The organism is Campylobacter sp. CNRCH_2013_0898h (assembly GCF_025772965.1).
Classification (GTDB): Bacteria; Campylobacterota; Campylobacteria; order Campylobacterales; family Campylobacteraceae; genus Campylobacter_D; species Campylobacter_D lari_D.
The window spans coordinates 124,451-142,013 of record NZ_JAKMTD010000001.1 but is presented as its reverse complement, the minus strand read 5'-3'; the positions used below and the strand labels follow the sequence as shown (position 1 = coordinate 142,013).

Annotated in this window: 15 protein-coding genes and 1 riboswitch; of the genes, 12 read left to right on the top strand and 3 right to left on the bottom strand. The window is 31.2% G+C overall.

Annotated features, from left to right (window positions below; all coding sequences use genetic code 11):
* Positions 1–97: 97 nt before the first annotated feature.
* The 3 genes from rpe to thiC all read left to right on the top strand — a co-directional run bounded on the left by rpe (position 98) and on the right by thiC (position 2,985).
* The gene (gene rpe / locus L8X50_RS00735; protein ID WP_220566854.1) at positions 98–745 is read left to right on the top strand and encodes a ribulose-phosphate 3-epimerase; all 648 of its coding nucleotides are present in this window, start codon (positions 98–100) and stop codon (positions 743–745) included.
* Positions 742–1,506, top strand: a complete 765-nt coding sequence (locus tag L8X50_RS00730) for a 3'-5' exonuclease (RefSeq protein WP_263659047.1) — start codon at positions 742–744, stop codon at positions 1,504–1,506. The genes rpe and L8X50_RS00730 overlap by 4 nt, the downstream gene beginning before the upstream one ends.
* 32 nt (positions 1,507–1,538) lie before the next feature.
* Positions 1,539–1,643: riboswitch (TPP riboswitch) on the top strand.
* A 43-nt stretch (positions 1,644–1,686) separates the two neighbouring features.
* Complete coding sequence (gene thiC / locus L8X50_RS00725; RefSeq protein WP_263660121.1) at positions 1,687–2,985, top strand: phosphomethylpyrimidine synthase ThiC; 1,299 nt, start codon at positions 1,687–1,689, stop codon at positions 2,983–2,985.
* Positions 2,986–3,012: 27 nt separating this feature from the next.
* Here thiC and L8X50_RS00720 read toward each other — a convergent pair whose 3' ends face one another.
* Complete coding sequence (locus L8X50_RS00720) at positions 3,013–4,830, bottom strand: ammonia-forming cytochrome c nitrite reductase subunit c552 (protein ID WP_263660119.1); 1,818 nt, start codon at positions 4,828–4,830, stop codon at positions 3,013–3,015.
* Positions 4,831–4,846: 16 nt separating this feature from the next.
* Complete coding sequence (gene nrfH, locus L8X50_RS00715) at positions 4,847–5,341, bottom strand: cytochrome c nitrite reductase small subunit (protein ID WP_263660118.1); 495 nt, start codon at positions 5,339–5,341, stop codon at positions 4,847–4,849.
* A 227-nt stretch (positions 5,342–5,568) separates the two neighbouring features.
* On the opposite strand from nrfH, the gene L8X50_RS00710 reads away from it, so the two are divergent.
* A complete protein-coding gene (locus tag L8X50_RS00710; RefSeq protein WP_220566850.1) occupies positions 5,569–7,662 on the top strand; it encodes an RNA degradosome polyphosphate kinase in 2,094 nt (697 codons plus the stop codon).
* Between the two features lie 21 nt (positions 7,663–7,683).
* Here L8X50_RS00710 and rpoD read toward each other — a convergent pair whose 3' ends face one another.
* Positions 7,684–9,561: an RNA polymerase sigma factor RpoD gene (gene rpoD, locus L8X50_RS00705; RefSeq protein ID WP_133318727.1), complete on the bottom strand. Its 1,878-nt coding sequence runs from the start codon at positions 9,559–9,561 to the stop codon at positions 7,684–7,686.
* A 134-nt stretch (positions 9,562–9,695) separates the two neighbouring features.
* Here rpoD and L8X50_RS00700 point away from each other — a divergent pair, with 134 nt between their 5' ends.
* From L8X50_RS00700 to L8X50_RS00665, 8 genes are all read left to right on the top strand, one after another.
* The gene (locus L8X50_RS00700; protein WP_133318728.1) at positions 9,696–10,508 is read left to right on the top strand and encodes a flagellar hook-basal body protein; all 813 of its coding nucleotides are present in this window, start codon (positions 9,696–9,698) and stop codon (positions 10,506–10,508) included.
* Between the two features lie 16 nt (positions 10,509–10,524).
* A complete protein-coding gene (gene flgG, locus L8X50_RS00695; protein ID WP_133318729.1) occupies positions 10,525–11,319 on the top strand; it encodes a flagellar basal-body rod protein FlgG in 795 nt (264 codons plus the stop codon).
* 168 nt (positions 11,320–11,487) lie between these two features.
* A complete protein-coding gene (napA, locus tag L8X50_RS00690) occupies positions 11,488–14,262 on the top strand; it encodes a periplasmic nitrate reductase subunit alpha (RefSeq protein WP_133318730.1) in 2,775 nt (924 codons plus the stop codon).
* 2 nt (positions 14,263–14,264) lie between these two features.
* Entirely contained in the window at positions 14,265–15,014 is a 750-nt protein-coding gene (gene napG / locus L8X50_RS00685) for a ferredoxin-type protein NapG (RefSeq protein ID WP_133318731.1), read from the top strand.
* Positions 15,011–15,802 (top strand): quinol dehydrogenase ferredoxin subunit NapH, encoded by a 792-nt coding sequence (gene napH, locus L8X50_RS00680; protein ID WP_133318732.1) that lies wholly within the window; start codon positions 15,011–15,013, stop codon positions 15,800–15,802. The genes napG and napH overlap by 4 nt, the downstream gene beginning before the upstream one ends.
* Entirely contained in the window at positions 15,792–16,310 is a 519-nt protein-coding gene (locus tag L8X50_RS00675) for a nitrate reductase cytochrome c-type subunit (protein ID WP_133318733.1), read from the top strand. Before napH ends, L8X50_RS00675 begins: the two co-directional genes overlap by 11 nt.
* Before the next feature lie 4 nt (positions 16,311–16,314).
* Positions 16,315–17,241, top strand: a complete 927-nt coding sequence (locus L8X50_RS00670) for a WD40 repeat domain-containing protein (protein WP_263660117.1) — start codon at positions 16,315–16,317, stop codon at positions 17,239–17,241.
* Positions 17,228–17,563: a chaperone NapD gene (locus L8X50_RS00665; RefSeq protein WP_133318735.1), complete on the top strand. Its 336-nt coding sequence runs from the start codon at positions 17,228–17,230 to the stop codon at positions 17,561–17,563. Before L8X50_RS00670 ends, L8X50_RS00665 begins: the two co-directional genes overlap by 14 nt.

Genomic DNA, 17,563 nt, shown 5'->3' with positions numbered 1-17,563 from the left:
AAGCAAGCTTAAAAAAATCAAATATTATTAAAAATACATAAAGAAAATTTGATAATAAGTATGATAAAATTATTTTTTATTTTATTGGAGATATATAATGTATGTAGCGCCAAGTTTATTGTCTGCAAATTTTTTAAACTTAGAAAATGAGATTAAAGAAGTATCTCAAGCGGGAGCTGATTTGTTGCACATTGATGTGATGGATGGACATTTTGTGCCAAATCTTACTTTTGGTCCTTGTGTGATTGAAAATATTTCAAAAATTACTTCAGTACCTTTAGATGTGCATTTAATGGTGCATAATGTTAGTAGTTTTGTAGATTTATTTATACCTATAAAACCAAAATTTATTAGTTTTCATTTAGAAGCTGAAAACCATCCTATTAGGGTGTGCGAGTATATAAGAAAAAACGGCATTCATCCTGCTATTGTATTAAATCCACATACTCCAGTTTCAAGCATAGAACATATTTTAGAATTTGTAGATATGGTGCTTTTAATGAGTGTTAATCCAGGCTTTGGCGGGCAAAGTTTTTTACCTTTGGTGTATAATAAAATTCGCCAGTTGAGAGAAATGATAGATAGGAAAAATCTTAAAGTTTTTATAGAGGTTGATGGTGGGGTAAATGGCTTAAATGCACCTGATTTGGATGAAGCAGGAGCTGATATTTTGGTCGCGGGTAGTTATATTTTTTCTTCGCAAGATAAAAAAACAGCAATTAATTCTTTAAAGCTTGAATTTTGAGCCAACAACAAATCGATGATTTAATCATCAAACTAAGCAAAGAAAATAAACCTTTTCCTTGGGTTTTAAGAGAACTTGCAAAAATAGAAGAATTAAACCACTATGATTTTGATTTATATATTTTTGAGCTTTTAGGACTAGGGGTAGAGCTTAATGCACAAAATTGTTTGTGTTTAAAAAGTAAAAATACAAAAATAAAAGATGAGATATTTTGTGTTGTAGATATTGAAAGTACTGGCGGGATAAAAAGTGGTCAAATTTTAGAAATAGGTGCTGTAAAAATTCAAAATTATAAAGAAATTGATAGATTTGAGAGTTTTGTAAAAGTAGATAGCATACCTGAAAATATTACAGAATTAACTGGGATTAGTTTAGATATGGTAGAAAATGCTCCTTCTTTGAAAGCTGTGTTAAATGATTTTAAGTTATTTTTAAAAGATAGCATTTTTGTAGCACACAATGTGCGTTTTGATTATCATTTTATATCTAAAGCTATGTATGAAAATGATTTTGGAGTGCTTTTAAATAGAAGATTATGTACTATTGATTTAGCTAAAAAATGCATTGAAAGTCCCAAATACGGCCTTGATGCTCTAAAAGAGTTTTTGTGTATTGAAAGTAAGCATCATAGAGCTTTAAGTGATGCTTTGGCCGCAAGTGAAATTTTGAAATACTGTCTTAAAAAAATTCCTTTTTACATTAAAACTACTGAAGAATTGTTACATTTTAGCAAGCAAGCTAAAAATCAAACAAAAAAATAAACTTTGTTTTGTATTTATTGCTATACTTCTTTTGCATAAATGACGGGAGCTTGTGATACAGGCTGAGAGTAAGCTAAAAGCTTAGACCGCACCAGAACTAGGTAATACTAGCGTTGGGATAATTTATCAACTACTCACATACCCTTCATTTATCCAAAATTATTTCAAGGATAAATTCAAATGAAAACTCAAATGTCTTATGCAAAAGAAGGAATTTTCACAAAACAAATGCAAATTGTTGCACAAAAAGAACAAGTAAGTGAAGGTTTTTTACTTGAAAATATAGCATGTGGAAAAATCATCATTCCTGCAAATATCAACCATAAAGCATTAGATCCAAATGGTATCGGTTATGGACTTAAAACAAAGGTAAATGTAAATTTAGGTGTTTCAAATGATTGTGTAGATTATAGTGAAGAGATGAAAAAGGTAGAATTGGCTCACAAATTTAATATAGAAGCTATTATGGATCTTAGTAATTATGGTAAAACCAGTCGTTTTAGAGATGAGCTAATTGCTACTTCAAAAGCTATGATAGGAACTGTGCCTGTTTATGATGCGGTAGGTTTTTTGGAAAAAGATTTAAAAGATATTAAAGCAAAAGATTTTTTAGATGTAGTATATCATCATGCTAAAAGTGGAGTGGATTTCATGACAATTCACGCAGGGATAAATTCTCGTGCTGCTAGGGTTTTTAAAGAGTGTGATAGGATTACTAATATAGTTTCAAGAGGAGGTTCAGTTCTTTATGCTTGGATGCAAATGAATGATGCTGAAAATCCATTCTATGAATATTATGATGATTTGCTTGCTATATGTAAGGAATTTGATGTGACACTTTCTTTGGGTGATGCACTAAGACCTGGTTGTACTCATGATGCAAGTGATGGAGCTCAAATTGCTGAACTTATAGAACTTTCATTGCTAACCAAAAGAGCATGGGCTCAAGATGTACAAGTAATGATAGAAGGGCCTGGTCATATGGCTATTAACGAAATAGAAGCTAATATGCAACTTGAAAAAAGAATTTGCAATGGAGCTCCATTTTATGTTTTAGGACCATTAGTTACTGATATAGGTGCAGGATATGATCATATAAGTGGAGCAATTGGTGGAGCAGTTGCAGCAGCAGCTGGCGCTGATATACTTTGTTATGTAACTCCTGCTGAACATTTAAGACTTCCAAATTTAGAAGATGTAAGAGATGGTATAGTAGCAACTAAAATAGCAGCTCATGCAGGAGATATAGCCAAGCTTCCCAAAGAAAGAAAAATAGATGATGAAATGAGTAAAGCAAGACAAGATATTGATTGGGAAAAAATGTTTAAATTAGCAATTGATGGAGAAAAGGCTAAGAAAATGTTTAATGAAAGAAAGCCTGAAGAGCTTAATTCTTGTTCAATGTGTGGAAAAATGTGTGCTATGAACACTATGAATAAAATTTTAAAAGGTGAGGATGTAAGTTTGATAAAAGAATAAACCCTCAATTGCGAGGGTTTATTTTGATTAATCTATTACTTTATAATTATAAGGTTTTAGATTTTTATCATCTTCAAGAAGTTTTGCTGGTGGATTACCATTTACTTCTTGGTGTTTATAGTAGCGATCACCTGCTTTATTGCCATTTAGATCTACTTTATAGTGAATTTCACCTGGATTTAATTTTTGAATATCTTCAAAACCTAAATTTGAAGTTTTGAAATCTTTAATGCCATTTTTGGCTGCAATTTCTGCTAGCTTAGTTTGTCCTTGTCTTGACATATCAACTGATTGTAAAAGCATTCTTGAAGCTTCTCTAGGATTGTGGAAACCTGTTGAGTTTTCAGCACCTACAAAATCCGCTCTAATTTGAGATTTTCTATGTAGTTCTAATACTTCTTTTAATTCAGTCGAAATTTTAGCATCATCTGCTTTGCCATCAGTTTGAAATTTAGGCATTTTTCCAAGTTCTGCACGAATAGTTTCTATATCTTTAATCAAGCTTACTAAAGAATATTCAGCTGTTCTTAAATCATGAGCTACTGAATTTTGAATATCTTTTACTTGTTTAGCTAGATAGCTTTCGCTTTGAGTGTGACAAGTTTTACAAGCTGAGTTAATATCAACTAAAGGTGAAGTAATATTGTGGTTAGTAACTTTTTTTGCACCTTTTCTAATATAAGGCATATGACAATCTGCACAACTTACACCATTTGCAGCATGTACTCCACCACTATAAAGTTCGCTTTCTGGGTGTTGAATTTTAATCATTGGCGCTTTTGTGATTTTATGAACCCAATCACTTGGAAAATTTTCTCTATTTTTTTCATAATAATCATCAATCATTTCTATTCTAAATGGCTCGCCTTTTTTCCACTCACTCCATGGAAATGCTAGCTCTATACCATCAACTTCGATTTCAACTGGCTTGTTACCATCTCTCCAAGAATCAAACTCATCATAAGTTTTTTGAGTGCCATTCCACCATTTTTTAGAACTATCATTAGCAATACTTTCGCCTATAGTTTTCACTTTAGTGCCTGTTGGTTTGAAGTAGTATTCAACATGACATTGAGAGCATACTAAAGTTCTCATTTCGCTTCTTGAAGCTTTAATGCCTTGTTTTTCGTCTGCTTCATAACCTCTTGAAATTAATGCTTTAATTAAAGCTGGTCTTGTAAGTCTTAAACTCATATCTGTTGGGTTGTGGCAATCTGCGCATGTTACACCCATTCTTTTTCCACCATGAGGTCCGCTGTGTTCAGGTGAGTTTTCTTTAGCTCCATTTACAGCTGGGATAGTTTTAACCATAGTCCAATATTTTGCAGAGTTAAATGCTACCCAATCACCTTTCGCAGTGTTGTTTAAAAGCCATGGAGTCCATCCGCTATGGCAGTTCATACAAGCCGTTGGTTGACCGCCAAATCCTGTAAAACCATGTGCATTTAAGAAATCTTTATTATTTCTAGCTGTATCCATTTGATCTACTTGAACCCAAAAGTGTCCTCTTTCTTCATTTGCATCAATGCTAAATGGATAACCTGCCCAAAGAACAGTTAGTTGTGGATAGCGAATAAGCTTTGAATAAGCTAAATTTCCACCAAATTCTGTTGCATTAGGTGTTTGTTTTTCTACTGCTGTGTGCATGTCTAAATAATCAGGAAAGTTCTTTCCCCAGTAATCAAAAGTAGGATTTTCATCACCAAGTTTTACAATTTCTTGTGAAATGATCCCACCTACTGAATCATTTGTTTTAGCTGTAATGTCCTGATTAAGCCATAATACACCTGCAATAGCTACTATAGTAGCACTTATAGCACTATATAAAATGCCTTTGTTATTCATTAAATACTCCTTTCATTTAAAATCCTCTCTTATGACCAACACCTTGGTGGCAAGATACACAACTTAAAGCATTATCTTTATGTGGATCTAGGGTAGGGTTGATAGTGTTACTCGCAATTTCTTTGTGACATTCTATACAGTTATTTTGGACTATTTCTTTACTTTTTGCATTTGCACTCAAATGTGTAGGTAAAGAATCTAGTTTGAAAGTAAATGCATAAGCATGTCCTAAGCCACTTTGAGTTTTAGCAATCCATTTTTCAAAAAAGCTATGTGGCAAATGGCAATCATTACAGGTTGCTCTTGGTTTACCATCAACTTCTTTAGAGTGCGAAGCTTTTAAATAATCATTATAAACCTCGTTCATAATATGGCAATTATTACAGCTTTCACTAGCATCGCTAAAATAAGAAGTGCCCTTAGCATTATGGAAAGTATACATTCCAACTCCTGCTAAAATTACAAGTAAGAAGAGGAAAACAGCAAAAAGTTTTGAGTTTGCTTTTTTCAAAGTCTCTCCTTTGAATGAAGTTTAAGTTACAAGAACTTGTGTATAATTATATAACACCATAAAGGTAAAAAAGTAAATATATATTTATTAATCATTTATTATTTTTTTAATAAGATAAAAAAAGTGTTATTTTTTTATATAATTATATTTACTATTATACAAATAAAATAAATTTTAATAAAAGAAATATTAAAATATAAATATCTAGAAATAAAGGTAGGTATATCATGCAAATTCAACCATCAATGTATATTAACAGAGAACTTTCTTGGCTTGCGTTTAATTCTCGTGTTTTAGATCAATGCTCTAAAGATCTTCCTTTGCTTGAAAAACTTAAATTTATTGCTATATACTGTACAAATTTAGATGAGTTTTATATGATAAGAGTGGCTGGATTAAAACAACTTTTTGTGGCAGGAATAAGCACAACAAGTAATGATGAAATGACTCCTCTTGCGCAACTTAAAGCTATTAGAAATTATCTACATGAAGAAAAATATGTAGTAGAGCAGTATTTTACTAAAATTACCCAAGATTTAGAAAAAGAAAATTTATTTATTCGCTCATACGAAGAACTTGATGAGGATTTAAAACAGCAATGTAATGAGCATTTTTTTTCTAATATTTTTCCTGTGATAGTTCCAATTGCAGTTGATGCAACTCATCCTTTTCCGCATTTAAATAACCTTTCATTTTCTTTAGCGGTAAAACTTTGTGATCCTATGCACCCTGAACTTTTAAAATTTGGCATGATACGCATACCTAGGGTTTTACCAAGATTTTATCAAGTAAGTTCTAATATTTATGTGCCTATAGAAAGTATAGTACGCTATCATACTGAGCATATTTTTCCTGGCTATAAGCTCTTATCTTCTGCTGCTTTTAGAGTAACTAGAAATGCAGATATGGAAATAGAAGAAGAAGAAGCTGATGATTTTATGTTGATTTTAGAGCAGGGTTTAAAACTTCGTAGAAAAGGTGCTTTTATACGCTTGCAAATAGAAAAAGGCGCAGATGAGCAGTTGATTGAATTTTTAAGTTCTCATATGAATATTTTTCATAAAGATATTTATGAGTATAATATACTTTTAAATTTAGCTTCATTATGGCAAATCATTTCCAACAAAGAATTTACACATTTGCTAAATCCTATGTATACACCAAAAATTTTACCACCTTTTGGGGATAATGTATCTATATTTAGTGCAATAGATAAACAAGATATTTTGGCTATACAGCCTTATGAGAGTTTTGAGCCTGTATATCAATTTATCAAAGAGGCAAGTAAAGATCCTAAGGTTGTTTCTATAAGAATGACGCTTTATAGAGTAGAAAAAAATTCAAACATAGTTCAAGCTTTAATTGATGCAGCAAGCGATGGCAAACAAGTTACTGTAATGGTAGAATTAAAAGCGCGTTTTGATGAGGAAAATAACTTGCATTGGGCAAAATCATTAGAAAATGCAGGGGCTCATGTGGTATATGGAATCACTGGTTTTAAAGTGCATGCAAAAGTAGCTCAAGTGATTAGAAAAGAAGGGGATAAATTAAAAATTTATAATCATTTAAGTACGGGTAATTACAATGCAAGTTCAGCTAAAATTTATACTGATGTGAGTTATTTTACTTCAAAAGAAGAATATTCTCAAGATACTACAACTTTTTTTCACATACTTTCAGGATATAGTAAAAGTCGTCGTTTAAAGACTTTGTCGATGAGTCCAAAGCAAATCAAAGAAAGAATTTTAGATATGATAGCTACTGAAGCAAGCTATGGAAAAGATGGAGTAATCATAGCCAAAATGAATGCTTTGGTAGATGGTGATGTGATTAAAGCTTTATATGAAGCTTCAAATAAAGGTGTTAAAATAGATCTTATTGTGCGTGGAATTTGTTGTTTAAGACCTGGAGTAAAAGGATATAGTGAAAATATAAGAGTTAGAAGTATAGTGGGAAAATATTTAGAGCATGCTAGAATTTTATATTTTAAACATACAACACCAAATTATTTTATTTCAAGCGCTGATTGGATGCCAAGGAATTTAGAAAGAAGACTAGAATTAATGACTCCTATTTTTGATGAGCATTCTCGTGCAAAATTGGCTCAAATTTTAAAACTACAATTAAGCGACAATGATTTAGCTTATGAGTTAGACAGCGAGGGAAGATATCGTAAGGTTGTTTTAAATGAGACAGAAAAAATCAACAATTCTCAACAAACTTTAGAAGAGTATATTAGTAGAATTTTTAATACCTTGAAAAAAGATACTGATCACAGTAGGGCGACGCACTTAGCAACGAAGCTTTTTAGAGATAGCTAATCCTTGCTTTTTTAGCAAGGATTATTTCCAACCTTCTATGTAGTTTTTAAGTTTTCTACCAACTTTTGGGTGTTTAAGTTTTTTTATAGCTGAGCTTTCTATTTGTCTTACTCTTTCTCTTGTGACATTTAATTCTTTACCGATTTCTTCTAAAGTTCTATCACTTTCATCATCCATTAAGCCAAAACGCATTCTAATAACAGCCTTTTCTCTATCATTAAGCTGATCTAAAACTTCATCAATTTGTTCTTTTAAATCATCTTTTAAGATGTGATCCATAGGTGAAATTGAGGTTCTATCTTCTACAAAATCTCCAAATTTACCATCATCCTCGTTGCTAATAGGTGCTTCTAGGGAAATTGGTTCTTTAGTAATTTTAATAACTTGTTTTACTTTATCTATACTAAGTCCTACTTCTTTTGCAATAATACTTACATCCGGTTCTTTACCTTCTTTTTGCAAATACTCGCGAATGATTTTATTGATTTGATTGATAGTTTCTATCATATGAATAGGAATTCTTATAGTTCTTGCTTGATCAGCAATTGCTCTTGAAATAGCTTGTCTAATCCACCAAGTTGCATAGGTTGAAAACTTATAACCGCGTTTGTATTCAAATTTATCTACCGCTTTCATTAAGCCTATGTTGCCTTCTTGGATTAAATCTAAAAATGGTAATCCGCGGTTAGTATATCTTTTGGCAATGCTTACAACTAAGCGTAAATTTGATTTTGCCATTCTAGTTTTAGCCTCATCAGATATTTTTTTACCGCGTTTGATTTGCTCTAGAATTTCTTTTAATTGATCTTTTTCTAAATCAAAAGAATTTTGGCTGGCCTCTTTAGTTTGAATAAGTTTTTTAATCTCCATATAAGTGCTTACCATGGTAGTTTCTAAAGCACGCTCGGCTATTTCTTCTTTGCTAAGTTTGGTAATATCTTTTAAAATATCTTGGTGTCTTTGTTTTAATTCTTCTGAAAACATCGGTAAGCGATACTCTAAGCGTTTTAATTCTTTATCAAATTCCTCATCACTTTTTAATGCTGTTTCCATAGATTTTACTATTTCAGAAATAAGTTTTGATGTTGGACCTAGATCCATTAGTTTTTCTTTTAGTATATTTTTCTTAAAAGCAATTATGAGTTTATCTAATAGTTCATCATCATTTTTTTCTGCATTAATAGTAGATATAGTTTTTAACCATTCTTTTTTTGCTTTTTCTAATGCTTTAAAGCTTTCTATGACTTTTAAAGTTCTTTCATCTTCTTTTTTATTTGTTTTTTTAGGTTTTTTTTCATTAGAATTTTCATTTTCCTCATTTTCGTTTTCTTCTTCAGAATCTATTTCTTCATCGCTTTTATCATCATCGCTTTTATCATCATCCTCAAAGCTTTTAAAAAGCTCTTTCACTCTTCTTTCTCTATTAATTAAAGGTTCTTTATAATCAAGTATAAAATCAATCAAATAAGGCACAGAACAAAAAGCATCGATGATAATGTCTTCGCCTAGCTCAATCTTTTTAGAAATTTCAATTTCTTCATCTTTGTTTAAAAGAGCAATTTGTCCCATTTCTCTTAAATACATTCTTACAGGAGAGTCTGATCTGCTCCACTCAAGTAAATCATTTTCATTGGCTAAATCAAATTCATTTTCCAAACTTGTATCTTGTAATTTTTGTTTTTCCTCTTGTAGCTTTTTTGCTTCTTCTAAATTTCTTTTTTTGGCAATTTCAGCTGAAGAGATTAATTCTACTTTATATTTATCCATTAGATCACGGATTTTTTTTGCACTTGTTGCGTTTGGAAGCTTTGCAAAATACTTGACAAGTTTTTCATATGTGATATAATCTTTAGAATTTTCTTTGAAAAGTTCTTCTAAAACATTAGTTTCATTAGCCATGGATACCCCTTGTATTTAAGTAATGAGTGTAAAACTAAATATTATGCCTAAAAATTAATTAAAAACAAATAAAAATATTTTGGAACGACTTTTGCTTTATTAGTGAAAAATTAAGATTTTAGTTAGGAAAAATAATGCAAAATGGGTATTATCAAGCCACCGGTGCTATGGTTACGCAATTTAATCGTTTAGATGTTGTAACTAACAATCTAGCAAATGTAAATACAAGTGGCTATAAAAGAGATAATGTTGTTATTGCAGATTTTAAAAGGATTTTTAAAGAAACTCAAGATGAGTTACCTATACAAAATCACACAAGAGATGCTGCAAGATTTGTTAATACAACTATAGATAGAGTTCCGCAGGTTAATCATGTCTATACAAATTTTAGCGTAGGTTCTATGAAAATGACGCATAATCCTTTGGATTTAGCTCTTACTCGCGAAGATACTTTTTACTTGATTAAAACAAATAATGGTGAAATAAGATTAAGTCAAGATGGAAATTTCCAACTTGATGATGAGGGTTATTTGGTAAACCGTCAAGGATACAGAGTTTTAAGCAGTGATTATTTTAATAATCCCGAAAATGATGGCATCCGCATAGGAGATTCTACTTCTTTTATTAATGTGGATAAAAATGGAATTATCAGTGCAGCTAATCAAAATATTGCAAGATTATTTGTAGCACAAGTTGATGATTTAAGAGATTTGCAAAAAGATGGCGATAATATGTATAAAATTGATAATTTAAACAAGATTAGAGATTTACCAAATTCAAATGCCATTAAGCAAGGTTTTACTCAAGGATCAAATGTTAATCCAGTTACAGAAATGGTAGGGTTAATTGAGGCAAATAGAATGGTTGAGATGTATCAAAAAGTTATGACATCTCATATGGATGATTTAAATCAAGAAGCTATTAATAAATTAGCAAGTACTAAATAAACTAAGGATAGATAAAATGTTAAGATCATTATACACAGCAGCATCAGGGATGGTATCGCAACAAACACAAATTGATGTGACTTCAAATAATATTTCAAATGTTAATACAGTAGGTTATAAAAAATCGCGTGCAGAATTTGCAGATTTGATGTATCAAACGATGAAATACGCAGGAACTTCAACCTCAAGTACCACAAAACATCCAAGTGGCATTGAAGTAGGGCTTGGAGCAAGAGTAACAGCTGTAAGTAAAATTTTTAGTGAAGGTAGTTTAAAACAAACATCAACTTCAGGTCTTGATATGGCAATTGCTGGTAATAATGGCTTTTTTCAAATTCAAATGCCTGATGGAACTATAGCTTATACTAGAAATGGTCAATTTACTAAAGATGCTGAAGGAAACATAGTAAATTCAGATGGTTATAGACTTTTACCGGAAATGACTATACCTGAAGATGCTATTGCTATAAATGTGGCAAGTGATGGAACAGTTTCAGTAATGCAGCCAGGAAATACAGCTGAAACTCAAATAGGACAAATTGAACTTGTAAATTTTATCAATCCTGCAGGTTTACATGCTTTAGGGGATAACCTTTTAGTAGAAACTGATGCAAGTGGAGCGCCTATTGCAGGTATAGCGGGCGAGAACGGTTTTTCTGTCATCAAACACGGCTTTGTGGAGCTTAGTAATGTTCAGCTTGTAGAAGAAATGACAGATCTTATCACAGGGCAAAGGGCTTATGAGGCAGGCTCAAAGGCAATCACTACAAGTGATGATATGCTTGGAATTGTAAATCAATTAAAACGCTAGAATTAACTAGCGTTTATAATATGTAAAAATATTTAAAAATATACTAAAAAACTCCTATTTATAAATACTTATAAAATATTCTTTTTTATAATTTAAATTTTATCATTAATGTAGTAATATTTTTTAGATGTATTAAAATACATTGAATAAACAATAACGAGGGATATAATGAACAGAAGAGACTTCATTAAAAACACCGCTATTGCTAGTGCTTGTGGTGTTGCAGGTCTTAGTGTTCCAAGTAGTGTACTTGCTAATACTGAGAATAAATGGCGTTGGGATAAGGCTGTTTGTAGATTTTGTGGTACAGGCTGTGGAATTTTAGTTGCAAGTTTAGATGGTAAAATTGTTGCTGTAAAAGGAGATCCAGCAGCTCCTGTAAATCGTGGATTAAATTGTATTAAAGGTTATTTTAATGCAAAAATTATGTATGGAGAAGATCGCTTAGTAACACCTTTACTTCGCGTAAATGCAAAAGGTGAGTTTGATAAAAATGGAAAATTTCAACAAGTTTCTTGGCAAAGAGCCTTTGATGAAATGGAAAAACAATTTAAAAAAGCTTACAAAGAAAAAGGTGTTGAAGGAATTGGAATTTTTGCAAGCGGTCAATACACTATACAAGAAGGATATGCTGCTGCAAAATTAGTAAAAGCTGGTTTTAGATCAAACAATATAGACCCAAATGCACGCCATTGTATGGCTAGTGCGGTTGTTGGTTTTATGCAAACTTTTGGAGTTGATGAGCCTTCTGGCTGTTATGATGATATAGAGCTTACTGATACTATTATTACTTGGGGTGCAAATATGGCAGAAATGCATCCGATTTTATGGTCAAGGGTAAGTGATAGAAAATTAAGTAATTTAGATAAAGTCAAAATTGTAAATTTATCTACTTTTTCTAATAGAACTTCTCATATAGCAGATACTGAAATCATCTTCAAGCCAAATACTGATTTAGCTATTTGGAATTATATCGCTAGAGAGATTGTTTATAATCATCCTGAAGCTATGGATAAAGAATTTATTGAAAAACATTGTATCTTTACAACAGGCTATGCTGATATTGGTTATGGAATGAGAAATAATCCAAACCATCCTAAATTTAAAGCAAGTGAGAAAGATACAGTAGCAAAACAAAATGCTATTATTGTAGATGAAGAAGAAGCGGTATCTTTGGCTTATTTAGGAGTAAAAGCAGGTGATAAATTTGAAATGAAACACCAAAGTGCTCCTGATGCGCATTGGGAAATTTCATTTGAAGATTTCAAAAAAGCATTAGAGCCTTATACGCTTGATTATGTTGCTAAAGTTGCTAAAGGTAATGAAGATGAAAGCATTGAAGAATTTAAGAAAAAACTTCAAGAATTAGCAAATTTATATATAGAAAAAAATAGAAAAGTTGTAAGTTTTTGGACTATGGGCTTTAATCAACACACAAGAGGTACTTGGGTGAATGAACAAGCTTATATGGTGCATTTCTTACTTGGTAAACAAGCTAAGCCAGGTAGCGGTGCGTTTTCATTGACAGGGCAACCAAGTGCTTGTGGAACTGCAAGAGAAGTAGGGACTTTTTCGCATCGTTTACCTGCTGATATGGTCGTTGCAAATCCTAAGCACAGAGAAATTAGCGAAAAAATTTGGAAAGTTCCGGCAAAAACAATCAATCCTAAACCAGGTGCTCCATACTTAAAAATCATGAGAGATTTAGAAGATGGAAATATCAAATTTGCTTGGGTGCAAGTAAATAATCCTTGGCAAAACACTGCTAATGCAAATCACTGGATAGCAGCGGCTAGAGAAATGGATAATTTTATTGTTGTGAGTGATTGCTACCCAGGAATTAGTGCTAAGGTGGCAGATTTAATTTTACCAAGTGCTATGATTTATGAAAAATGGGGTGCTTATGGTAATGCTGAAAGAAGAACTCAACACTGGAAACAGCAAGTGCTGCCTGTAGGTGAGGCTATGAGTGATACTTGGCAAATTATGGAATTTGCAAAACGCTTTAAATTAAAAGAAGTTTGGGGTGAAACTAAGGTAAATGATAAACTTACTCTGCCAAGTGTTTTAGAAGAAGCTAAAGCTATGGGTTATAGTGAAGATGATACTTTATATGATGTATTATTTGCAAACAAAGAAGCAAAATCTTTCAAAGCAAACGATTCTATTGCAAAAGGATTTGATAATAGTGATGTTAATGGCGATGAAAGAAAAATTATAGGTAGCGATGGTAAAGAATTTGAAGGTTATGGCTTTTTTGTGCAAAAATACCTTTGGGAAGAATACCGCAAATTTGGTTTAGGTCATGGGCATGATTTAGCTGATTTTGATACTTATCATAAAGTAAGAGGTTTAAGATGGCCTGTGGTAAATGGTAAAGAAACACAATGGAGATTTAATACTAAATTTGATTATTATGCTAAAAAAGCAGCTCCAAATTCAGATTTTGCATTTTATGGTGAATTCGCTAAAGAACTGCCAAAAGGAGATTTACTGGCTCCGCAGACTAAAGAAAAATATAGCTTGAAAAACAAAGTGAAAATTTTCTTTAGACCATTTATGAAAGCTCCTGAAAGACCGAGTGAAGAGTATCCATTTTGGTTATGTACTGGTAGGGTTTTAGAGCATTGGCATAGTGGAACTATGACTATGAGAGTTCCTGAGCTTTTCCGTGCAGTACCTGAAGCACTTTGTTATATGAATGAAGATGATGCTAGGGCAATGAAAATTAATCAAGGCGATATTGTATGGGTACAATCACGCCGTGGTAAAGTAAAAGCTAGAGTAGATTTTCGTGGTAGAAATAAACCATCTAAAGGGCTTGTGTATGTGCCTTGGTTTGATGAAAATGTATATATAAACAAAGTTACATTAGATGCAACTTGCCCATTGTCTAATCAAACAGATTTCAAAAAATGTGCCGTAAAAATTACTAAAGCATAAAAATGAAAAATAGAAGAGAATTTTTAGCCTTTACTTTTAAGCTTTTATGTATAGGAAGCGGAAGTGCATTTTTAGCAAGTTTAGCATTTAGCTCAAATCAGGAGTATTTTTTAAGACCTCCTGGGGCAGATGATGAAAAAGAATTTTTATCAAAATGTATACGATGTGGACTTTGTGTAAAAGCTTGTCCTTATGATGTTTTAAAACTAGCAAATTTAGAAAATAGTGCTAAAAATGGCACACCCTTTTTTATAGCAAGAGAAAATCCTTGTAGATTGTGCGAGGATATACCTTGTATAAGAGATTGCCCTACAAATGCGCTAGATCATAAATATTTAGAGCAAAATGATGGAATTTATAAAACAAAAATGGGTATAGCTATAATTGATAGTGCAAGTTGTGTTGCTTATTGGGGAATTCAATGTGATGCTTGTTATAGAGCCTGTCCATTGATAGATAAGGCATTAAAGCTTGAAATAAAACGCAATGAAAGAACTGCAAAGCACGCATTTTTATTACCTGTAGTAGATCATGAAGTATGCGTGGGATGTGGGATTTGTGAGAAAGCCTGTATAACGCAAAAAGCTGCTATTAGAGTTTTACCTAGAGAATTTGTCTTGGGAAAAGCTGGGGATAATTACATCAAAGGTTGGGATGAAAAAGATGAAAAACGCTTGCAAGATGTAAACACAGATAAAAATTTCAATAAAAACAAGGCTAAAGATTATCTTAATGATGGAGAATTGTTATGAAATATCTTATTTTAAGAAGAATAGTGCAATTGTCTATCTTAACTTTTTTTTCTTTTGGTGTATTTAATTTTATATTAAAAGGAAATTTAAGCTCTTCAGTTTTATTTTCTTCGGTGCCGCTAAGCGATCCTTTTGCGTTTATTCAACTTGCTTTAGCAAGTTTGCAAGTAGATTTAATGGCTTTAAGTGGTGCTTTGATAGTATTTTTATTTTATGCTATTTTTGCTGGAAGAGCGTTTTGTGCTTGGGTTTGTCCTGTAAATATCATTACTGATTTTGCTTATTTTATTAGAAGTAAATTAGGTTTTAATCAAGCAAGGATTTTTAATGTAAATAAAAATTTGCGTTATTATGTTTTGGCTTTTGTTTTGATTTTTTCTTTTCTTTTTTCCTTTCCTGTTTTTGAGGAATTTTCTTATATAGGAATAATCCAAAGAGGAATTATTTTCGGCGGTATTTCTTGGCTTTTTGTAGCTTTGATTGTTTTTTGTATAGATACATTTTTTAGTCCAAGATTTACTTGCTCGCATTTTTGTCCTTTAGGAGCTTTTTGGGCTTTAAGTTCGCATTTTTCATTACTAAAAGTAAGATATAACTTACAAAAATGTACTAAGTGTTATAAATGCCTTGGGATATGTCCTGAAAAGCAAGTGCTTTGGATGATAGGTAAAGAAAATCAAGATGTAAAATCAGGTGAGTGTATAAGATGTGGAAAATGTGTTGATGTTTGCGGTGATGATGCTTTAGGTTTTAGTATAATAAATTTAAGGAGAGAAAATGAAAAATAAAATCTTTTTATCCTTAGCAGCAGCTGTTTTAATAAGTGCTTGCGGACTTGCTGTTAAAAGTGTTGATTCAAAAGATATAGGTTTAAGAAAAACAAGTTTAGAAAGTGAAAATGTAGAGTTATTGGATGCAAAGTATTCTCAAGCAATGGCTGGAGAATCTGTTTTAATTGAGAGATCATTTGAAAATGCTCCGCCATTAATTCCACATACTTTAGAGGATATGCTTCCAATTACTAAGGATAATAATATTTGTTTAAGCTGTCATGATAAAGCTATAGCTAAAGATGTTGGGGCCACTCCGCTTCCAAGTAGCCATTATTTTGACTTAAGAAAAAACAAATCTACTAAAGATATGATAAGTGATGCAAGGTTTAATTGTACACAATGCCATGTGCCACAAAGCGATGCAAAACCTTTAGTAGGAAATAGTTTTGAAGCTAAATTTAAAAATGAGGAACTAAAGAAAAAATCTAATCTTTTAGATGTTTTAAATGAAGGCGTAAAATAAAACTATGAAAAAAATATTTTTAATCTTACTAATGAGTGTATATGTATTTAGTTATGAGCTTAAACTTGATTCAAATTTAAATGCCTTAAAACTTGTTGATAGTAGTTTGCTTATAGGACTTGATAATGGAGAATTAAATCAGTACTTTATTAAAGACAAAAAAATGCAAAAAATCACTCAACTTGATAAGATTAAAAATTTTTACGAAGAAAATCTTAGCCCTAGAATTTATAGTATTGATTACTTAAATGGGGCTATTTTGATTTTAAGTGAAGGTGATTTTGGTAGTAAAAGGCTTAGTATTTATAAAAATAAACAACTTTACAACTATAAGCTTTTAAGTGATGGAGTAAAAAAAGCTTTGTTTTTAGATGATGATACTATTTTATTAGCCTTGCTAGGTTCTAATATAGAGCTTTTTGATTTAAAAACAAAAAATATTATAAAAAATTTTACTTTCTCTAACTCAAGTTTAAGTGATGTGGTTTTAAATGAGGCAAAAACTCAATTAGTAGCAGGTTTTGAAAGTGGTGAAATAGTACTTTTTGATGTGAAAAAGTGGCAAAAAATAAAAAGTTATAAAAATCTTCATAAAGATAATATTTATCAACTTGATTTTAAAAATGCAATTATTACAAGTTGTAGCACTGATAGAAAATTAGGCATAGTGCGAAATGATCAAGAAAAAAGCATAGAAAGAGACTTTTTAATATATGCTTGTAGTCTAAATAAAAGTGGTTCTATAGCGGTTTTTGGAGATAATGAAAAAAATATTATAGAGCTTATAGATACTAAAAATTTAAAAACAATAAAAAAATTCCAAAATAAAGATTTTTTGCTAGAATATCTTATATTTTTAAACGAGCATGAAATTATTAGTGCTGGTTATGAAGATAAAATTATATTTTGGAGTATAGATGAATCTTTCTAGTGTATTGATTTTAACTAAAGAGGAAAAATTAGAAAAACTTAAAGAACAAATTCAACAAACACCATGTTGTAGTGTGGAATTAGCTCAAGAAGAAAAAATTATAGTGGTAATAGAAAGTGAAAATTTAGATGATGAGTTAAAAGCATATAAACAATTAGAACAGCTTGATGGGGTGATAAGTATTAATATGGTATTTTCGTATCAGGATTTGGATGAAGAAAGAGAAAAAATTTTAAAAGCAAATTTTGAGGCAAATACTTTTGATGAAAATTTAAAAAAAGATAATTTAGAATACTATGGTAATGTTTTTAGAAAGTATTGA

Coding starts and splice junctions, on each gene's coding strand:
- rpe (WP_220566854.1), top strand. CDS start 98: ATGTATGTAGCGCCAAGTTTATTGTCTGCAAATTTTTTAAACTTAGAA.
- thiC (WP_263660121.1), top strand. CDS start 1,687: ATGAAAACTCAAATGTCTTATGCAAAAGAAGGAATTTTCACAAAACAA.
- L8X50_RS00720 (WP_263660119.1), bottom strand. CDS start 4,830: ATGAATAACAAAGGCATTTTATATAGTGCTATAAGTGCTACTATAGTA.
- L8X50_RS00710 (WP_220566850.1), top strand. CDS start 5,569: ATGCAAATTCAACCATCAATGTATATTAACAGAGAACTTTCTTGGCTT.
- rpoD (WP_133318727.1), bottom strand. CDS start 9,561: ATGGCTAATGAAACTAATGTTTTAGAAGAACTTTTCAAAGAAAATTCT.
- L8X50_RS00700 (WP_133318728.1), top strand. CDS start 9,696: ATGCAAAATGGGTATTATCAAGCCACCGGTGCTATGGTTACGCAATTT.
- flgG (WP_133318729.1), top strand. CDS start 10,525: ATGTTAAGATCATTATACACAGCAGCATCAGGGATGGTATCGCAACAA.
- napA (WP_133318730.1), top strand. CDS start 11,488: ATGAACAGAAGAGACTTCATTAAAAACACCGCTATTGCTAGTGCTTGT.
- napG (WP_133318731.1), top strand. CDS start 14,265: ATGAAAAATAGAAGAGAATTTTTAGCCTTTACTTTTAAGCTTTTATGT.
- napH (WP_133318732.1), top strand. CDS start 15,011: ATGAAATATCTTATTTTAAGAAGAATAGTGCAATTGTCTATCTTAACT.
- L8X50_RS00675 (WP_133318733.1), top strand. CDS start 15,792: ATGAAAAATAAAATCTTTTTATCCTTAGCAGCAGCTGTTTTAATAAGT.
- L8X50_RS00670 (WP_263660117.1), top strand. CDS start 16,315: ATGAAAAAAATATTTTTAATCTTACTAATGAGTGTATATGTATTTAGT.
- L8X50_RS00665 (WP_133318735.1), top strand. CDS start 17,228: ATGAATCTTTCTAGTGTATTGATTTTAACTAAAGAGGAAAAATTAGAA.